Annotated in this window: 11 protein-coding genes; 5 read left to right on the top strand and 6 right to left on the bottom strand. The window is 56.3% G+C overall.

All coding sequences use genetic code 11. From position 1 onward, the window contains the following. The first annotated feature begins 62 nt into the window (after window positions 1-62). On the top strand, window positions 63-4,685 hold the full coding sequence (locus HG15A2_RS17425) for a DEAD/DEAH box helicase (protein WP_218932045.1): 4,623 nt from the start codon (window positions 63-65) through the stop codon (window positions 4,683-4,685). Continuing rightward, window positions 4,678-5,472 carry an Fpg/Nei family DNA glycosylase gene (locus HG15A2_RS17420; RefSeq protein WP_218932044.1) on the top strand — a complete coding sequence of 265 codons (795 nt, stop codon included), beginning with the start codon at window positions 4,678-4,680 and terminating at the stop codon, window positions 5,470-5,472. Before HG15A2_RS17425 ends, HG15A2_RS17420 begins: the two co-directional genes overlap by 8 nt. 780 nt (window positions 5,473-6,252) lie before the next feature. Here HG15A2_RS17420 and HG15A2_RS17415 read toward each other — a convergent pair. Beyond that, the gene (locus HG15A2_RS17415; RefSeq protein WP_145061770.1) at window positions 6,253-8,577 is read right to left on the bottom strand and encodes a serine/threonine-protein kinase; all 2,325 of its coding nucleotides are present in this window, start codon (window positions 8,575-8,577) and stop codon (window positions 6,253-6,255) included. Between the two features lie 28 nt (window positions 8,578-8,605). On the opposite strand from HG15A2_RS17415, the gene HG15A2_RS17410 reads away from it, so the two are divergent. Then, complete coding sequence (locus tag HG15A2_RS17410; RefSeq protein ID WP_145061769.1) at window positions 8,606-9,211, top strand: sigma-70 family RNA polymerase sigma factor; 606 nt, start codon at window positions 8,606-8,608, stop codon at window positions 9,209-9,211. 17 nt (window positions 9,212-9,228) lie between these two features. Here the strand turns inward: HG15A2_RS17410 and recG are convergent, their stop codons facing one another. The 4 genes from recG to priA form a co-directional block, all read right to left on the bottom strand. Then, window positions 9,229-11,346 (bottom strand): ATP-dependent DNA helicase RecG, encoded by a 2,118-nt coding sequence (gene recG / locus HG15A2_RS17405; protein ID WP_145061767.1) that lies wholly within the window; start codon window positions 11,344-11,346, stop codon window positions 9,229-9,231. A 69-nt stretch (window positions 11,347-11,415) separates the two neighbouring features. Then, complete coding sequence (gene rnhA, locus HG15A2_RS17400) at window positions 11,416-11,871, bottom strand: ribonuclease HI (RefSeq protein WP_145061765.1); 456 nt, start codon at window positions 11,869-11,871, stop codon at window positions 11,416-11,418. Between the two features lie 66 nt (window positions 11,872-11,937). Beyond that, a complete protein-coding gene (locus HG15A2_RS17395) occupies window positions 11,938-13,692 on the bottom strand; it encodes an ATP-binding protein (protein ID WP_145061763.1) in 1,755 nt (584 codons plus the stop codon). Between the two features lie 199 nt (window positions 13,693-13,891). After that, window positions 13,892-16,228, bottom strand: coding sequence for a replication restart helicase PriA (gene priA / locus HG15A2_RS17390; protein ID WP_246117775.1), 2,337 nt, complete (start codon window positions 16,226-16,228; stop codon window positions 13,892-13,894). Between the two features lie 152 nt (window positions 16,229-16,380). On the opposite strand from priA, the gene nadD reads away from it, so the two are divergent. Further along, window positions 16,381-17,001 carry a nicotinate-nucleotide adenylyltransferase gene (nadD, locus tag HG15A2_RS17385; RefSeq protein ID WP_145061762.1) on the top strand — a complete coding sequence of 207 codons (621 nt, stop codon included), beginning with the start codon at window positions 16,381-16,383 and terminating at the stop codon, window positions 16,999-17,001. A 153-nt stretch (window positions 17,002-17,154) separates the two neighbouring features. Here nadD and HG15A2_RS17380 read toward each other — a convergent pair whose 3' ends face one another. Further along, window positions 17,155-17,430, bottom strand: a complete 276-nt coding sequence (locus HG15A2_RS17380) for a hypothetical protein (protein WP_145061760.1) — start codon at window positions 17,428-17,430, stop codon at window positions 17,155-17,157. A gap of 295 nt (window positions 17,431-17,725) precedes the next feature. Between HG15A2_RS17380 and HG15A2_RS17375 the strand changes: the two genes are divergently transcribed. Beyond that, window positions 17,726-18,568 carry a sensor histidine kinase gene (locus HG15A2_RS17375; RefSeq protein ID WP_145061758.1) on the top strand — a complete coding sequence of 281 codons (843 nt, stop codon included), beginning with the start codon at window positions 17,726-17,728 and terminating at the stop codon, window positions 18,566-18,568. Window positions 18,569-18,571 lie beyond the last annotated feature (3 nt).

Raw genomic sequence — 18,571 nt, 5'->3', positions numbered from 1 at the left:
TGGTTCCAAGTTTTCCAGTTCCCAATCAGGTTGATGCTCAATAGCGGTAAACTCTTCTTGTCATGGGCAATTCTTCTCTGAAAAAACGCCAAGCGAATCCCAAACTGACCGGGATGGACTCGTTTCATATAGCTACTAGCACGTGGTTAGCTGAGGCGTTCGGTGAGCCTACTACTATTCAACGGCAGGCCTGGCCGGAGTTGGCGGCCAGGAAGAACGCATTGCTGCTTGCACCCACGGGCTCCGGAAAAACACTAGCGGCGTTTCTGGCGGCCATTGATCGCTTGATGTTTGGTGAACCGCCGAAGACCGAGCAGCCGAGCATTCGTATTCTTTACATTTCGCCTCTCAAGGCGCTCGGGGTGGATGTTGATCGCAACTTACGCGCACCCCTGGCAGGCATCCGCACAGTCGCAGGTCGGCTCGGGCATGAATTTCACGAGCCAACGGTCGCCGTTCGATCAGGCGACACTAGCGCGAAAGAGCGGCAGCAGATTGCGCGACACCCACCCGACATTCTCATCACCACGCCTGAGTCGTTGTATCTGATGCTCACTTCCAAAGCACGCGAAGTGTTGCGGAGCGTCGAGACGGTGATTGTTGATGAGATTCACGCCGTGGCGGCCACCAAACGCGGCACGCACCTGTTTCTCACATTAGAGCGACTTGAACATTTGTTGCGCGACGAAACCGATAAGCAAGCAGGACACTCGTTGGCGTCTTCGCCCCTGCAGAGAATCGGTCTGTCAGCGACTCAGCGGCCGCTGGAGGAAATCGCACGTCTGCTCGGTGGTGGCGAGGCGAGTGCTGATCCTGAGAAATCTCCGCAGGCTCGCCCCGTAGAAATTATCGATGCCGGGGAGCGGAAACATTTGGAGATCACCGTCGAGGTGCCAGTCGAAGATATGGCTGCGATGAGCCAGCCCACTGACGTTCAGACGGGCCCCACCAGTGCGGGGCCATCGATTGCGTCGATTTGGCCGGCAATTCACCCGCGATTGGTCGAACTCATCGGCGCGCATCGTTCGACAATGATTTTCGTGAACAGCCGGCGACTGGCCGAGCGACTGGCTGCCTCGATCAATGAACTGGCCGATCAAGAGATTGCCCTTGCGCATCACGGCTCGTTGGCCCGCGCGCAGCGCAGCGAGATTGAAGATCGCCTCAAGCGAGGCGATCTGCCGGCAATCGTGGCGACTTCCTCCTTGGAACTAGGCATCGACATGGGGGCCGTCGATCTGGTGATTCAAATTGAGGCACCGCCGTCGGTTGCTTCAGGATTACAACGGATCGGCAGGGCCGGACACCACTTGGGTGCCAAGTCCGAAGGTGTGATCTTTCCCAAGTACCGCGGAGATTTGCTTGCTTGCAGTGCCGCTGTGGCGAATATGCTCACCGGGCAGGTGGAATCGACGCGCTACCCGCGCAACCCGCTGGACGTATTGGCGCAGCAAATCGTGGCGATGGTTGCGTTGGAGCCATGTCCCGTTGACGAGCTGTACGCGACTGTGCGCTGTGCGGCACCGTTTCATGATCTGCCGAAAAGTCTGTTTGACGGTGTGCTCGATCTGTTGTCGGGTCGCTACCCGTCGGACGAGTTCTCCGAGCTGCGCCCGCGAATCAATTGGGATCGTTTGGCCGGTGTAATATCACCGCGCAAGGGATCGCAGCGAATCGCGGTGCTCAACGGAGGCACAATCCCGGATCGCGGGCTGTACGGTGTTTATCTTGCAGCTGGTGACGAAGGGGGAGCACGTGTTGGCGAACTCGACGAAGAGATGGTCTTCGAGACGCGCCCCGGCGATGTATTTCTGCTGGGAGCATCGTCCTGGCGGGTAATCGACATCACACGCGATCGCGTGCTGGTAGCTCCGGCCCCTGGCGAGCCGGGGCGCATGCCGTTTTGGCGAGGCGACGGTCCGGGACGTCCTTTGGATTTTGGACGGGCGATTGGTAAGCAAACGCGCCAGTTGGGTGAGCTCTCGGACAATGCGGCACAAGAGAAACTACGCGACGAGAGTGGGCTCGACCAACTGGCAGCGAAAAACCTAGTGCGCTACGTGCGCGACCAAGCCGATTCGACTGTCGAGCTGCCTACCGACAAGACTATCGTCGTCGAATCGTTTCTCGATGAGATCGGTGACTGGCGTGTGGTGATTCTCTCCCCTTTCGGATCGCGAGTTCACGCACCGTGGGCGCTAGCAGTGATTGGTCGTCTGCGAGAGGAGACGGGTCTTGAAATCGACTTCACCTGGGCAGACGACGGCATCGTGCTGCGACTGCCTGAGAGTGAGAAACTGCCCAATTTAGATACATTGTTCCCCGATCCACAGCTTGTCGAGGATGAACTAGTCAAACACTTGGGCGGTTCCTCACTGTTCGCGGCACGTTTCCGCGAGAACGCTGCCCGGGCGTTGTTGCTCCCACGCCGACAGCCGCAGAAACGCACGCCGCTGTGGTTGCAGCGACGCAAATCGGCCGATCTGTTGAAGGTCGCCGCTCGTTACGAACGATTTCCGATTCTACTGGAGACTTATCGGGAATGTCTTCGTGACGTGTTCGACGTTGCCGGACTCAAACAAATCCTCGGAGAGGTGCAGCGCCAAACGATACGCGTTCACACGGTCGAAAACGCTAGCGCTTCGCCCTTCGCTTCGTCTTTGCTGTTCAACTATACCGCCAATTTCCTCTACAACGGCGATGCGCCGCTTGCGGAACGGCGAGCTCAGGCACTGGCACTCGACCAGGTGCAGCTTCGTGAGCTCTTGGGCGCTGCCGACTTCCGAGAATTGCTGGATGCGGATGCTATCGAGTCACTAGAGTTGCAGTTGCAAAGGCTCGACGAGCCGCGTGTTCGCGACATCGACTCGTTGCAGGGGCTATTGCTTTATGTGGGGGACTTAAGCGAGGCGGAAATCGCCCAGCGGACAAGTCCAGAGGCCTCGGTTGAAGATCAAGAGAAATGGATCACGGAGCTGCTATCATTGCGGCGAATCATCAGTGTGAAGATTGCCGGCGAGACGCGTCTCGTTGCCGCGGAAGATGCATCGAGGCTTCGCGACGCCCTCGGCGTCGTGCCGCCGCCAGGCTTGCCAGAGGCGTTTCTAGAAGTGGGCGACGATCCGCTCACCGATCTCGTATCCCGCTACGCGAGAACGCACGGCCCATTTCGTACTAATGATGTCGCGGCAAGATTGGGACTTAGCGAAGCGGTTGCGAAGCTCGCCTTGGAGAAGCTGGTCGAGCGAGATCGCGTGATTGCCGGCGAGTTCCTCCCCGGTGGCACCGGCACAGAGTGGTGCGACACGGGGGTGTTGCGTCAAATCAAACGCCGCTCGCTGGCCAAACTACGCAAGCAGGTTGAGCCCGTTGAAGCGGAGCAGCTCGCCCGGTTCTTACCCGTCTGGCAAGGTGTGACTCGCCCCCGCCGTGGTCTAGACGGGTTACTTGATGCAATCGAACAACTACAGGGTGCGCCTTTGGCCGCTTCGGAATTGGAAACCTCGATTCTACCTACAAGAATCATTGATTTTGCGCAGTCGGACCTAGATGAGCTCTTCAACGCTGGCGAAGTTGTGTGGCGTGGGATCGAAAGCGTTGGTCCTCGGGATGGGAGGATTGGGCTCTATTTGGCGGATAGCCTTCCGCTGCTCGCGCCGAGAGCGGAACCTCTAGCAGAATCGACAGGGACGCCAGCGATCGAGGAAGAGATTCACGAGCTGTTGCAAACTCGTGGTGCCTTGTTCTTCGATGAGATGGCGAGTCAGCTGGGCGGCTTCCGCAACGACGCACTTGCCGCGTTATGGAGTTTGGTGTGGAAAGGGCACGTGACGAATGACACAATCGCCCCGTTGCGTTCACTTGCCAGTGGCGGAAAGAAAAAGTCTACCGGCAGACGAGGCCAGCGCAGTCGATTCCGTTCTCGGCGACAGACCCGCCTGGCGGGCTCGGAGGGGCGGTGGTCACTAGTGAAGTATGGCAACGAGGACAGTGCCCCTAGTCCCACCGAAAGACAAACGGCTATAACGGAAATACTCGTCCGCAGGTATGGGATCCTCACTCGGCCCTCGATTGATCGTGAATCGGTCGAAGGTGGTTTCTCTGCCCTCTACCCGGTACTGCGGGCTATGGAAGAATCGGGCCGCGTGCGACGTGGGTATTTTGTGGAAGGCTTAGGCGGAGCGCAATTCGCCTCGCCAGGAGCTGATGACTCGATCCGTCAGCCAGCCAAGGAGAAAGACAACGCTGAAACAATACCGCTCGTTCTTTCAGCCGTCGATCCGGCGAACGCCTACGGTGCGATGCTCAAGTGGCCCGCCACTCGTTCTCCCGACGCGCAGCCACAAAGAGTAAGCGGCGCGCAGGTGATTCTCGACGAAGGTGTACTTCTGGGCTTTCTCAACCCACAGGCGGGTAGTCTAACCACATTCAAAGCCGGCGATGCGACCGAGCAAGTCGCTAGGCACGAGCGGCTTGCTGTAGCCTTAGAAAGTCAAGCGGAAGATCGCCCGTTGTTGCTCAAGAAAATCGACGGTGGCGAGCCGGCCAATTCTCCGCTCGCCCGCTTACTCCTTCAACATGGCTTCCACGCAACTCACTCGGGCTACCAACATCGGGGTGGCGAGTTGCGGGATAAATCACGGTCGGAGAGCCGGCGCTATCCGCGAGGTGAGTCCGATGCCTGAGGGGGACACCATTTACCGCTCGGCTGTGAACCTTCGCAAGGTGATGGAGGGAGAAGCGATCACGGGCGCCGCGTGTCACAACCCACGGTTTGAACGGCCTTTGCCCACGGCTCGCTTAGTCGATCAGCCCTGCAGTCGTGTGGAAGCTCGCGGTAAGCACCTTTTGATGCACTTGGGCAGCGGTGAGGCGATCCACTCACACATGGGCATGACAGGTTCCTGGCATGTTTATGGCCAAGACCAACGTTGGAGCAAGGGCAAGCCTCTAGCCTCACTGGAACTCAAGCTTGGCAATTGGTCAGTCGTTTGCTTCACTCCCAAGCGACTGGAACTGCTTACCACAGATCAGCTTCGACAGCACCCGCATCTCAATCGCCTGGGTCCTGATCTGCTGGATGAACCATTCGATATTGAAGCGGCTCTCTCCCGTTTTCGCCAACGCAACGATCTGCCCCTGGGGCAGGCAGTCATGGATCAAACGCTCGTTAGTGGCATTGGCAACGTTTATAAATCGGAAGTTTTGTTCTTGGAAAGTCTCAATCCGTTCACCCAAGTCGGCAATCTTGACGACCTGCAACTCCGCGAGCTCATCAATCGTGCACGTAAACTCATGCTCAGAAACCTGATGGGCCACGTTAGGAAGACACGATTCGACGGCGGCAGTAGGAAATGGGTTTACAACCGCAGTGGCGAACCTTGCCCCAAGTGTGGGGAAGTAATTCAGATGCAACGCCAGGGAGATATGGGAAGATCAACCTACTGGTGCCCGGTTTGTCAGCCAAAGTAGAGCCAGTGTCCCTGACCTAGCTGGAGCAGGTAGCTCAACAGAGGCAGCGAAAAGGCCGGGGCGCTTAAGCACCCCGGCCTAGGTATCGATTGTCTACTCGAAGTCGAACTACTCTATGCTTTATAACCATCTTAGCTACCCACCGGACATTACGCCTGGATATCCGGCAGAGTAACTCTCGCCGCCGTAGGACGCACCGTACATTTCGCCGCCACTTGGGCAACTATTACAAGAAGGAGCTGGGCATGACGGGACTGGGCATGACGGACCAATGGGGGCGTAAACGGGTTTGGCAGCAGTTGTTCGGGAGCCGAACAGGCCTGAACAGCAACCGCAGCCGGCGGTTGTGGCTAAGCAAACTGCCACGAGCATCATAAACAATGTTCTGAGCATGGGTTGGGTACCTCGGGAGGGGAGTATTGCCGCGAACACAGGATTTCACAAAGCGAGCTTGCGGGCGGGGGGATCGGCTCAGCGGCTGGGTGTGAATACGCTGGAGGCCGTGTAAGAGTGCGCTATAGAAACGCAAAAGCAAACGCAATGCTTTACCATCAGTCGAGTTTTGCTCTCTGTTGGACTTGCCTAGATTCCCTGATGCGTTCAAACCGCAAGGATTATCAGTTCAGACCCGAGCAGGTAAACGCCGCCATTCTCCTATGCTCAGGTTCGACAGTTCCAGCGAATTCAGTGGCACGACTACTCGCTTTCCAGTAGAACTCAGGGGAACAGCACCCTTACCCTAGTGCTTTATCTATCCCAATTCCAAGAGTGGTCAAAGCACTAGTCGATCGCAATCTTTTCCAAGGCTTCGATATTAAGCCTGATCTGCCTTTCGAGTAGGAACATCGCGCCGAGCCCAAACACGCCCACGCTACTGGCCACGATCAGTGCCCATCTTTGTTGACTACCGGCAGATACTGCCAGCAGGACGGCGAGCATCGGAACCAGACTAGCAAGCGCCAAATAGATACGGCTCAGTTTGGCCAATTGTCTTAAGTCTTTCCGCTGGGGGCCGCCTGCGGTATCGTTGCGCACCAACGCTGGCACGAGAAATTGAGTTGCGAGCGTAGTTATGAAAAAGAATGGATAAGCGGTAGCCGCTAACCCGCATACCGCTAAAGAAATGAAGAAGTGCAGATAGAACCCTATCGCTTGGCCGGTTGGATTTCCCCAGGCAATCGCGATAGGAAAGGCTGCGCCGGAGATTGTCCAAAGCGTGACAATCAGAAGTGATGCAAAGTGGCCAAACAGGAGCACACTCTTGACGCCCTGGTTGGCACTTGCCGGGCTTGCATCCTTGATGAATTGCATCGTCTTTACCATCACCCACCAAACAATCACAACGCCAAGGGGAAACGCGACTGCGTTGATCACCAGTTGTACCCTGTCAAATCTCTGGTAAAGCTCTGGCCACTGATCGCTCATGCGGTGCTTATTGTAGAAGTAGTTATAAGCACCTGTGAGAAGATTCGGCAGCAACGCGGCCAAGATTACGAAGAGAACCGGCCAGCGCAATACGATTCTTCCAAATGTCGATTCGGGCGGTTCGAGTAGTTTCCAGGCACGCTCGTGCAGACACAATCGCAGGGATTTGGCCAGTTGGTGTGCCGATTGGAAACGATTCTCAGGAGCGGGTTGCAAGCAGCGTGCGAGTGTTCTTCGCAATGGGGGTGGGCAGTCGTCGGGCAGGCTCTTGGCCGTATCGGCGAAGTCGCCTTTACGACGCAGTTCGATCATACGCTGCAAGCGTGCCAATTGCCCACCCAGGATAGAAGACAACTCATCGCGAAAGGGCCGTTTGCCTGTAAGCATCTCCCACATCATCACTCCGAAGGCAAAGATGTCGCTTGTCTCACGCACCATTTGGGGCGAACCACCTAGTAGCGGGTGGCATGCTTCCAGCTGCTCGGGTGACATATAGGCCAGCGAGCCGCCGAAAGCATCTTTGGGGTCCTCCTCCGCATGCCCGCCGTTGTAACTAACGTTGAAGTCCGCCAGCTTGGGAGTCGCCTCGGCGGTGAGTAGCACATTGGCGGGTTTGATATCGCGATGCAGCACACCCCTGTCATGCGCGTACGCCAGCCCTTCGGCAATCTCCGCTCCCAGTTGGCAAGCCACTTCTACCCAAGGAGCAGTTACTAGTTCTTCTCGCCTTGAGGAATCTGCTGGCGGGGTGATGCCAACTCTTGCTAGACTTGCGTCAATCGATTCCAGCAGAGCTTCCCCTGCGGAAGCGACTCCTCCTTCAGCTTGGCGCGCTCGAGCGAGTCGCTGCATCAGGTCATGCAAAGAACCTCCTTGAGCGACTTCCATATAAAGCAACAGGGCGGGAGGAGACTTGCATTCGCGCTGATCAAACACGCGAATGATGTTCGGATGATCTAACTGTGCTAGCGTTTGTGGCTCGCGTCCCGAAGTGGCGGAGATTTTTAGCGCAACAAGCCGTTCCATGGAGAGCTGCCTCGCAAGAAACACGCGCGCGAAGGCCCCACTACCGAGTGTGGCGACGAGTTGAAAGTCGTCAATCTGATCACCCGGCTGCAAGTCCGCAATCTTCTGCTCAATGCTGGAAGGGGCTTGTGATTCTGAATGGTCGGTCGCAATACGAGTACCTGCGAAGTAAGTGCAAGTTGGCGATCCGGAAATCGCCATGCCGCCCAGTAAATCGCACAAAGCGTCCGCTTTCTTAGGGAATCGCTTTCGAATTTCTTCCTCGTACACCGCGTGCCCTGCCTGAATGCGAGCTTGAAATTCTTCGTAGATCAAGTCTGTGGGGAGTTGCTCGAGTTCTCCTAGTTGGGTGTGGTCTCGCACGTAGTCCTCAAGTAGCTGCGGCTGGATATTCCGTTGCCAGCGTTGCTCGAGGTCGGTCTTTACGAGCTCTCCGATCAGCAATCGAGCGCCGTTGGGGAGGCCACCGCCATCGACTCCCTTCAAAAACCGTTGAATATCCGGCAACTCTCCTGATTTATCGGCTAGAGCTTCCCAAGCACCGGATAGCTCGTCGATACGCTTAGCTATGAGGTCCCATAGCGCATCTTCGTTCTCCACAGGCAAGCTCTGTGAAGACTGCGAATCGCGGGTAGAATGAGGAACGTTAGTCATTTAATTCACGTTGTAAGCGGGGAATCCAGTGTCAGTTCCCACTGAGAATGATCATACCGCACTGATCGAACAAATTCGATTGGGCGACTCCGCCGCGATGGCTGAATATGTCGAACGAAAACGCGCCCAGCTGCTCGCATTTATTCAAAGTCGCATCGGTGGCCCCCTACGCAAAAAAATCGAACCGGAAGACATTTTGCAGGATGCGAGCCTTGAAGCCGTGAAGTCGCTCGACAAGATCGACCTCTCTGAGCGCGATCCGATCAATTGGGTGTTTCAGATTTGCGAACGCAAGATAATCGACGCTCACCGCCGTCACTTCGCCAGTCAAAAGCGTGACGCCTCGCGTGAGGCGGTCCTTCCCGAGGGGAGCCAAGGGGGAGGTGGCATTGCCAATCTGTTGATCGCGAGCATGACAACGCCCAGCGAAGCTTTCTCCCGAGATCAGCGGCAACTACGTATGCTGGCAGCGCTTGATACGCTGCCGGAAGAACAGCGCGAAGCCCTCCGACTGCGCTATTTGGTCGGGCTGCCCTCGAAAGAGATTGCCGCCAAAATGGGCAAGTCCGACGGTGCGATGCGGGTGATGCTGTCTCGTTCGTTGGCGAAGTTGCAAGACATGCTGGTGGATTGATTTAACGGCCGACTAATCTATCCCACGTCGCCTAAATTCAGCGCTTCTCCATATCGTCGCAACATTTGTTCGCGCAGCCCGGCGTGATTCGCATGCTGCAACGCCGGGTCGGACGCCTCCAACAGCTGTGCCTCGCGGCGGGCTTCTTGAAGAGTTTCTCGATCGCGATTCAGGTCGGCGATGCGCAATGGAGGCAGGCCGTGCTGGCGAGTGCCAAACAGGTCACCTGGACCGCGAATTTGGAAATCGACCTCAGCCAGTTCAAATCCGTCGGTCGATTCTTTGAACTTTTCCAGCCGCTCGCGCCGTTTATCCGTCGAATCGGCTTCAGAAATTCCCGCCATGAGCAAACCACAAAATCCCGGGTGCGTGCCCCGACCGATGCGCCCACGCAGTTGGTGGAGTTGAGCCAGGCCGAAACGCTCTGCCCCGGCTATGGTCATGATGGTGGCGTTGGGCACATCGACGCCAACTTCTACGACCGTCGTACTGACGAGCACTTGGGTCTTGCCCGAGTTGAATTCATCCATGATCGCTTGCTTCTCATCGGCAGGCATGCGGCCATGCAGCAGCCCTACGCGGAAGGCTTCGAGTTCGCCATTGGTCAACTGCTCGAACGCTTGCGCCACACTAGGCGCGTCGATCGTTTCCGATTCTTCTACTAGCGGAGCTACGACGAACGCTTGGCGGCCTTCACGCAATCGATCACGCACAAATCCCCACCAGCGTTCTTCCATGCCCTCCTCGACAAGGTAGGTGCTCACAGGCTGACGGCCAGCGGGCAGCTCTCGCAGCGTGGAGATATCTAGATCGCCGAACATCGTCATGGTGACAGTTCGCGGAATGGGAGTCGCGGTCATGACCAAGTAATGCGGCGATTGATCATCCTGACGCAACGCGGCTCGCTGCTTCACACCAAATTTGTGCTGCTCGTCGACGACAACCAGTCCGAGGTTCTTAAATCGCACGCCCTCTTGAATGATCGCCTGCGTACCGATGACGACATCCACTTCGCCAGAAAGAATACGACCTAGCAGCTCGCTGCGTTCCTTCTTGCTGAGGCTTCCCGAAAGCAATTCGTAACGCACGCGGCTAGCGTCGAGCAATTTGCTCAACGTAGCGATATGTTGCCGAGCGAGTATCTCTGTGGGGGCCATTAACGCTGCCTGCTGACCGTGGGCCAAACAGACAAGCATCGCGTAGAGGGCGACCATCGTCTTGCCACTACCGACTTCGCCTTGCAGGAGGCGATTCATCGGTCGGTCGAGTGCCAAGTCGGCCGTGACCTCTGCGATTGCCTTGTCCTGGCTTTCCGTGAGCTCGAACGGTAACAGCCTTCGAATTCGCGCATCGATTTGCGTAGTCGTCGGCAACGGAACCGCGTCAAGGTCATGCTGCTCCCGCCGACGTACCGACAGGGCCAATTGCAGCACGAATAACTCTTGGAAAACGAAACGTCGTTGCGCACGCTCGGCTTGCTCTTGATTCTCAGGGTGATGAATCGCCCTAACTGCGTCGACTAAGGGCATGAGATCGTACTGTGTGAGCAGCGACGCGGGGAAAACTTCCGGCAGCAATTCCGCATAGTCTTCGACTGCTTCTTGAATGATCTTGCGAAGGTAATACTGCGACAGCCCCTCGGTCGTCGAGTAAACAGGCAGCATGGGGGTCTCGAGTGCCGCTTCTTCTTCCTCCAAGTACGTCACCTGAGGGTGCGACATCTGCCAGATGAGCCCCTTCATTCGCGGCTTGGCGGTAAGCACCACATGCTGGCCTTGAGTAAGCCGCTTTGCCATGAACGGCTGGTTGAACCAAGTAGCCCGCAAGGAGCCGCCCTGACCATCGGTCAGCAGGACAGCAAATCGACTTTTGCCGAACCCGCTAGAACTGGTGCGTGCCTCGGCAATCGTACCTCGTACGCTTTGGAGCTCATCCTCTTGCAGGTTCTCAATCAAGCATTCGTTGGTCAAGTCTTCATAGCGATGCGGAAAGTGAAACAGCAGGCTCGCTGCCGTGGGCAACCCGAGCCGAACAAGCAGCTTGGCCCGTTCGGGGCCCACACCACGCACAAACTCCACGGGCGTGTTGAGTTTACGCTTGGCGTCGTCTGCAGGATTGGCTTCGTCGGGTGGCATAGCCACATTGTAGCGGAGGCACTGCCATCTTGGACCGTTTAGATTTTAGAGCCACAGTTTTCGCTAGGCTTACAAATACTTCTGATAAGCCGCTACTGCCAATTCATCGACACGATCGTTTTCCGCGTGCCCGCTGTGCCCGGCGACTCGGGTGTATTTCACGGTGTGCGTAACCAGCAGTGCGTCGAGCTGCTTCCAGAGGTCTTCGTTTTTGACCGGAACAAGCCTTTTGCCTTCTTTACGCTGCCAGTTATTCTTTTTCCACTTGGGCATCCACTCGCTCATGCCTTTGCCAACGTAAACGCTATCGGTAAATAGCTCGACATTTGAGGGGCGCTTCAAGATTCTCAATCCCTCAATCACGGCCGAGAGCTCCATGCGGTTGTTGGTGGTTTCCGGTTCACCGCCTGAGCCCTCCAACTGCTTACCGCTTTCCGGGTGGCGCATCAGATAAGCCCAACCGCCAGGGCCCGGGTTGCCGCTGCAACCGCCGTCGGTGTAAAGAAGAACTTCAATGTCAGGCATTTAGGTGATTAGGGAGTTAGGGATTAGGTGTTGTTTGCTCAAAAGACGTCTAAGATAGCGATCTGCCTACGACGAGCCAACCGCCGGTTCGTATCTTGGCTTGGTGAGTAGTTTCAGTTCAGCCGCAAGAGGCGACTCGATGCGAGTGTGTTCGGAAATGCTCCAGGGCAGGATCACAGTGAACTCGCTGCCGTTGCCGAGCTCGCTTTCGAGCGTAATGTCTCCACCGAGAAGTCGGCAAAGTTCTCGCACAATCGAAAGCCCCAATCCTGTGCCGGAGTATTCACGTGTCATCGCATTGCCGTCGGGCAACACAGTGGTGCCTTGGCGGAATTTCTCGAACACGAGCACCTGCTCAGATTCGCTGATCCCAATACCTGTATCCACGACTGTGAGCCGAAGATCGCCTTGGCTATCTTGTCGCACGGAAACATGAATTCGGCCGCCGTCTGGCGTGAACTTGATGGCGTTGGAGAGCAGATTGTTGAGGATTTGCTCCAATTTGCCGCGATCTTGCCGCATGGATGGCAAGCCGGGAGCGATTTCGCAGTCCAGGTCGATTCGTTTCTTCTCGCTCAAGGGGCGAGCCATGTCGCATTGGGTCAGCACGACCGAGCCGATGTCCAAGTCGCTGAGGCGTAGCTCCATACGCCCGCTCTCGATTTTTGCCAAGTCGAGAATATCGTTGATCATTTCTAGTAGCGACTTCCCCGAAGTTTGGATGTTCGAGGCGTAGCGTTGGTACTTCTCTTCGAGCTGCTTGTTCGTGCGCAATAGATCGCTGAAACCGATAATGCTGTTAAGCGGCGTGCGCAGTTCGTGGCTCACCGTGGCGAGGAAATCGCTCTTGAGTTGGTTCATTTCGTGCAAACGCATATTGGCCTGTGCCAATTCGTCCAGCTTGCCATCGAGTTCGGAGTTGATGTCCTGGAGTTCATCTTGCTGGCGCAGCAGCTGCCGCAGCATACGATTGAACGCGGCTCCGAGTTCTTCGAATTCGTCGCCGGTATGAATATCGGCCCTTTGTTCCACATCGCCACGGCGTACTGCGTTACTCACGTCGCGCAAGTGCTCCAGCGGTTTCACAATGACATAGCGCACAATCACATAAAGTGCGGCCATGGAGAAAAACACTGTCGCCACACCGAGTGTCCACAGCCAACCGATGTTCTCTGCCCGCTTGGCTTGAGCATCCTTGGTGTCCATTTCCACACGAACAATTGCCAGCAAATCGCCAACCTTCATGTCAGGCCAGTCGACGAAGTCCTCACCAAATGGTGCAGCGTGGCAGGTAATGCAACCCGATCCGGCGTGAATGGCTTGGTAATAGATATAGGTGAGGCCGTCTTCGCTGACCTTTCCGCGACCGAATTGTGAATCGGTCTTGGCGTAGACCTCTTCTACATCTTCGTCAGAAGTCAGCGCCTTGCTGGCCCGCTGCCACTGTTCCATCAAATCCAATTCGTAATTGTCTGCCGACTCACCAATATGTTTTGGGTTCTTTGGGTGTCGAATGCTCCAGTTAAATTTGCGGCTGCGAAGTAGCTTGGTTAGCTCCTCGTTCGCTTTCTGTTCCAGTTCCGAAACGATCTTAACGCCACCCGGAGTCACATAGAGATCCTTGTGAGAGTCGGAAATCACCGAATCTACGAGAACTTTGCCCACGAAGCGGTTCGAGTCAGACACAATCTCGCTGGTCTTATCGGCATAGAGATAGAACGTGCCGAAGACGAGAATCGAAAGGCACGTGCCAAACAGCAGCCGGCACTTGCGTTCCAGGCTGGTCTCGCCCAGGGCTCGTTTGAAGGTGCGGTAGCTCATGGCAATGAAAACGTATTAGCCAGCATCGCGTGCGATGCCATTATCCTGGGGAGGTGTTTCTCTGATTGTAGAGCCCAGCATTGAACACGTCCAAGTGCAACCGAGTGGAGAATAGCCAAGGACCAAGCCTAAATGACCAATCGCGGGCGTATAGCTAGAACACATTGGTCATTTGGAGTTGGCCATTGGTTATTTAGCTTCATTGCATATCCCAGGGATCAATATCCACGATCCAGCGGACTTTTGCCGGTGCTCGGAAGGATTTCGTGGCTGAACGTAGGGCCAGCTGGATCGGCTCGATCGTGGCGGATTGAAATTGCATGTGGAAGCGAAACTCATTCCGCAGCTTCGTGATCGGTGCCGGGCAGGGACCCAGCACACGTACTGCTAAAGTCGCCCCCTCCAGTTCCCTCGCTGCTTTTCTGACACGATCAGCCAGCTGCTCAGCTGTCGCGCGGGTAATTTCCTCGTCGGGGCCTCGCACCACAATCCGCGCCATCGAGCCGAAGGGGGGGTATTGTAGCATTTCGCGAGAAGCCAATTCGGCAGCAGCGAAGCCTAGATAGTCGTGACGAGCGGCAGCAGCGATGGCTGGATGCTCGGGTTGGAGCGTTTGCACGAGGACGCGTCCCCCTTTGGAACCTCGCCCTGTGCGACCCGCGACTTGAGCGACAAGTTGAAAGGTGCGCTCCGCGGCACGGAAGTCCGTTAAGTGCAAAGCCGTATCCGCATTCACAACGCCCACCAGCGTGACGTTGGGGAAGTCTAAGCCCTTGGCAATCATTTGCGTGCCGAGCAGGATATCAATCTCACCGGCTCGGAAACGCGAGAGCACTTCCTCGTGGCTGCCGTGCTTGCGCATGCTGTCGGTATCCATGCGCACCACCGTGTGTTGAGGAAAACGGGAGCTGATCTCGTCTTCCAACTTTTGGGTGCCCTGACCGCTATAGCGAATAGCAGGCGACCTGCAATCCGGACAGACCTTTGGGGGCGGTTCTTCGTGATCGCAGTAGTGGCACAAGGCTGCGTTGTGTTGGCGATGGTAGGTGAGCGAGATCTCGCATTCTTTGCATTTCAATGCAAAGCCACAGCCTGGGCATTGAATATGTGTCGAGTAGCCGCGTCGGTTGAGCAGCAGAATGATTTGCCCTTGATCGCGCAAGGCAACTTGCATGGCCTGATGAAGTTGCCGACTAATTCCCCCTTTCCCGAATTTCGCTTGCCCTGGGTCCCGGAGATTGATGTTCAGTACATCCGGCATGGGTCGATCAAGCACGCGTTTCGGGAGCGAAAGCAACTCAAACTGCGGGTCATCTTGTGCACGCTGCCAAGCCTCTAACGAAGGCGTGGCACTACCCAGCATCAGTGGTATCCCCTCGGCGGTTGCCCGTTGCCAAGCCACATCACGTGCCTGATAGCGCGGCGCGCTGTCTTGCTTGAAGGTGCTTTCGTGCTCCTCATCGATCACGATCAGCCCCAAATGCGGTGTTGGGGCAAATACAGCGCTACGCGCACCGACGATCACCTGAACTTCGCCGCGGGCAATCTTTTGCCAGTGGAGATGCCGTTCGACGTTGGAAAGATGGCTATGCAAGACGGCGATCGAATCAAAACGGGCACGGAAACGCCGCACTGTTTGCGGCGTGAGGCTGATCTCCGGCACCAGCACAATTGCTTGCCGGCCGAAGCTTACGACGTGTTCAATCGCTTGCAGGTAGACTTCCGTCTTGCCGCTGCCCGTAACGCCATGCAGTAGCAAGCCGCGGCTTTTGCCCGCATCGAGTGCGGCGACTGTGGCGTCGAGCGCCTTTTGCTGATCGGAATTCAGCTCCAGTGGCTGTTCACGATCCGGGATTAATTCGTCCAGTGGATTATTAACGACTCGAGCTGCTGTTGCTTCGATCAAGCCATGCTTGAGCAGTTGCTGCACTGGTCCAGTGGTGCAGCGAGCTTCTTTTGCCAGTTCAGTGGCAGTGAGGGGACGGTCGCTAGTGGCGAGCTTCTTGAGTGCGGCGGCCTGCTGCTTGGAACGCAGTTTGATTTCGCCTAGCCTAGCTTTCACATCCGGCGGCACGTGGAGCAGTTTTACCTGACGAGTACCTGCTTGCGAGCGTACACCCGCGGGGACGACCGCCTCAAGCACTTGCCCCCAAGGACACAAGTAATATTCCGCCATCCAACGAGTGAGTCGTAGCATGGCTGGCGAAAGGAGACTCTCTGCATCCAAGACACGCGCCAACGGCTTGAGGCGGCTAGGATCAACTGATTTCGTCTCGACCGCAACGCAATAACCGGTCGCTAGACGATTACCCCGCCCGAAAGGAACGCTTACTCGCTTGCCAGGTACGAGTAGCCGGTCTGGTCTTTCCGCGTCGCAGAATCCCTCGGGCGTGTCGTAGTCGAAAGCCCCATCGGGCCCGCTAGCAATGACGATCGACGCGACGCGACGCTGCTGCTGGGCATCGAGCTCCCACTCGGCCTGTTGATCGTCAAAAAGGTTTTGCTGTTGGCCCATCGTATCGCACGGTTTTCGCAATGAGATTTACCTCTAAGGGTACAACCAAGCCCAATTCCGGCCTACCATGCATTTAGTCGCCGAGCTTGCTCATCGCTCGGTTGGTGGCTACTCCTCGCGTCGACCAAGCTCGGCGGCTAGCGAATCTTGGCGAGATATTCAACGCATTCAGAATGGAACGCATTATGCGAATAGGCATCCTTGGCGGAAGTTTCGATCCGGTACACAACGGGCACCTGCTGCTCGCTGAAAGCGCGGTCGAGCAGCTTCGACTGGACGAGATTTGGTTCGTGCCTGCCGGCTCTCAACCGCTCAAACCCCGCGGCCCGGTTGCCAGCCAGCACGATCGGCTCGCCATGCTAGAACTAGCGCTCAGCGGCTACGAGAAATTTCTTGTGAAGGAACTAGAAATCCAGCGAGGCGGAGTCAGCTACACAGTAGACACCTTGCGGGAAGTCTCCAAGAAAGTGCCGCGGGCGAAACTCTTCTTTCTGATGGGAGCCGACTCGCTAGCCGACATTCCCAAATGGAATTCGCCCAGCGAGATTTGCGAACTTGCCACGCTCGCTGTCGTTTGCCGACCCGACGCAGCTACACTCGATTATGGTGTGCTCAAGGAGTGCACGACAGCGAAACGCATTGAACAGTTTCAGTCAGCTCAAATCGAAATGTCACCCATGGCGGTGAGTAGTTCAGCAATTCGCGAGAAAATTTCCGACGGAGAGAGCGATTGGAAGAAGCACGTCCCGGAAGAGGTCTCAAACTTTATCAAGAGAAATCGCGTTTATAGTTAACCATCCCGACGCGCCGGGACCACGGATAGGCTGCGCACAGGAGAAAATGGAGGGAACTCTGCAATAATCGAATCACAACCTCTGTTCTCACTGTTTCCTCTTGTCCAATCTATCCGTGAAATTCTGAGATATCCGTGGGCAAAGAGTTCTGCTCTAAGCAGCCTTGGTGAGCTGCAGCATGCCGCTTAATTCCGGGCTCACTGGATTTTCCCACACACCATTCTCATCGCGCAGCGCGTCGCAGATGTCACTGAGTTGCTCTTCGAGAGACTGTGTTACGTCTAGCAGCAGCCACTTCTTGCCCTGCACTACGCAGTGCCCTCCCCCAGCTCCGTCGAGGTGGTCTTCGCGAATAGCGTAGCCGGCATCGCGAGCAAGCTCGGCAGCTTCTGCTAGCAGACGGACGATAGGCGTGGGAAGCGTAGACATGAGGGACCTCACCCGAGAAGTTTGACTAGGAACATTCCCGCGTCGTAGAGGACGAGTCCTGTGCGCGGTCGGGGATTGTATGGGCTTGGGGTCGAGTCGCCCACCCTAGTTCGACGATAAGTGAAAATAGACCGTCGCAAAATGCGGTAAGTGGTGGTCTGGAAGCACGTTAAGTCGCCTTCGCTGTTAAGTGGCGGTGGCTGGGAGGGACTGCCGGGATGTCAAAGATGCGTTCTTCGGGCAAAGCCTGCCGACTGGGCGAAGCAAGCGAATAGAATTCTCACGGAGCGGGTGAATGAGCAACGGCGACCAAGCAAATCAAGTGACAGCACTCCAGCAGCAGCTGGCTGCTATGCAGCAGGAATTGGTAGAAACACAGCGGCTGGCTGCCTTAGGCGAACTCGTCGGCACGACGACTCACGAGTTCAACAACGTGCTGATGACGGTGCTCAACTATGCCAAGCTGGGGCTGCGACACAAGGATGACGCTACACGAGAGAAATCACTCACGAAGATACTTGCTGCCGCCCAACGGGCCGAAAAGATTTGCAACTCTGTACTTGGCATGGCTCGCAATCGCAAAGAAGAGTTTGCCCCGACGATGCTGCAGCAGCTCGTGGAGGAGTCGCTCGTGCTATTGGAACGCGAGATGCAGAAGTACCGCATTGCCGTGCAAACGGATTTCTCAGAGACTCCAGCCGTGCGAGCGATCGGCAATCAGATCCAACAGGTTCTACTGAACTTGATGACCAACGCCCGTCAAGCGATGTCGGACGGCGGTACCTTGCTTATCAAGATTGCCTACCACAAGAGTGCCAACTTGGTGGACCTTACGGTGCAAGATTCTGGCTCAGGGATTCCTAAGGAACAGCTCGCAAAGATTTTTGAGCGCGGCTTTAGCACGAAAGATGGCCCCGACGAAACGGGCAAAGGTGGCGCCGGTGTGGGACTGGCTGCCTGTCGCGACATCATCGAAAAGCACCAAGGCCGCGTTCGCGTGGAAAGCACCGTGGGCAAAGGTACGGCATTTACGGTGAGACTGCCTGTGTTCGTACAACCCCAAGCTGCGGCAGGAGCGCCCATCGTTACGCAATTAGGCGTGCCCTCGATGGGGGCGGTGGTCAATGGGCAAGGTTAGTGA

This window comes from Adhaeretor mobilis, from assembly GCF_007741515.1.
Classification (GTDB): domain Bacteria; phylum Planctomycetota; class Planctomycetia; order Pirellulales; family Lacipirellulaceae; genus Adhaeretor; species Adhaeretor mobilis.
This window is presented reverse-complemented; position numbering and strand designations above follow the sequence as displayed.

Bases quoted from the DNA above. Each gene is read 5' to 3' on its own strand.
- HG15A2_RS17380 (WP_145061760.1), bottom strand. From the start codon at position 17,430: ATGTCTACGCTTCCCACGCCTATCGTCCGTCTGCTAGCAGAAGCTGCC.
- rnhA (WP_145061765.1), bottom strand. From the start codon at position 11,871: ATGCCTGACATTGAAGTTCTTCTTTACACCGACGGCGGTTGCAGCGGC.
- HG15A2_RS17375 (WP_145061758.1), top strand. From the start codon at position 17,726: ATGAGCAACGGCGACCAAGCAAATCAAGTGACAGCACTCCAGCAGCAG.
- HG15A2_RS17395 (WP_145061763.1), bottom strand. From the start codon at position 13,692: ATGAGCTACCGCACCTTCAAACGAGCCCTGGGCGAGACCAGCCTGGAA.
- recG (WP_145061767.1), bottom strand. From the start codon at position 11,346: ATGCCACCCGACGAAGCCAATCCTGCAGACGACGCCAAGCGTAAACTC.
- nadD (WP_145061762.1), top strand. From the start codon at position 16,381: ATGGAACGCATTATGCGAATAGGCATCCTTGGCGGAAGTTTCGATCCG.
- HG15A2_RS17425 (WP_218932045.1), top strand. From the start codon at position 63: ATGGGCAATTCTTCTCTGAAAAAACGCCAAGCGAATCCCAAACTGACC.
- HG15A2_RS17415 (WP_145061770.1), bottom strand. From the start codon at position 8,577: ATGACTAACGTTCCTCATTCTACCCGCGATTCGCAGTCTTCACAGAGC.
- HG15A2_RS17420 (WP_218932044.1), top strand. From the start codon at position 4,678: ATGCCTGAGGGGGACACCATTTACCGCTCGGCTGTGAACCTTCGCAAG.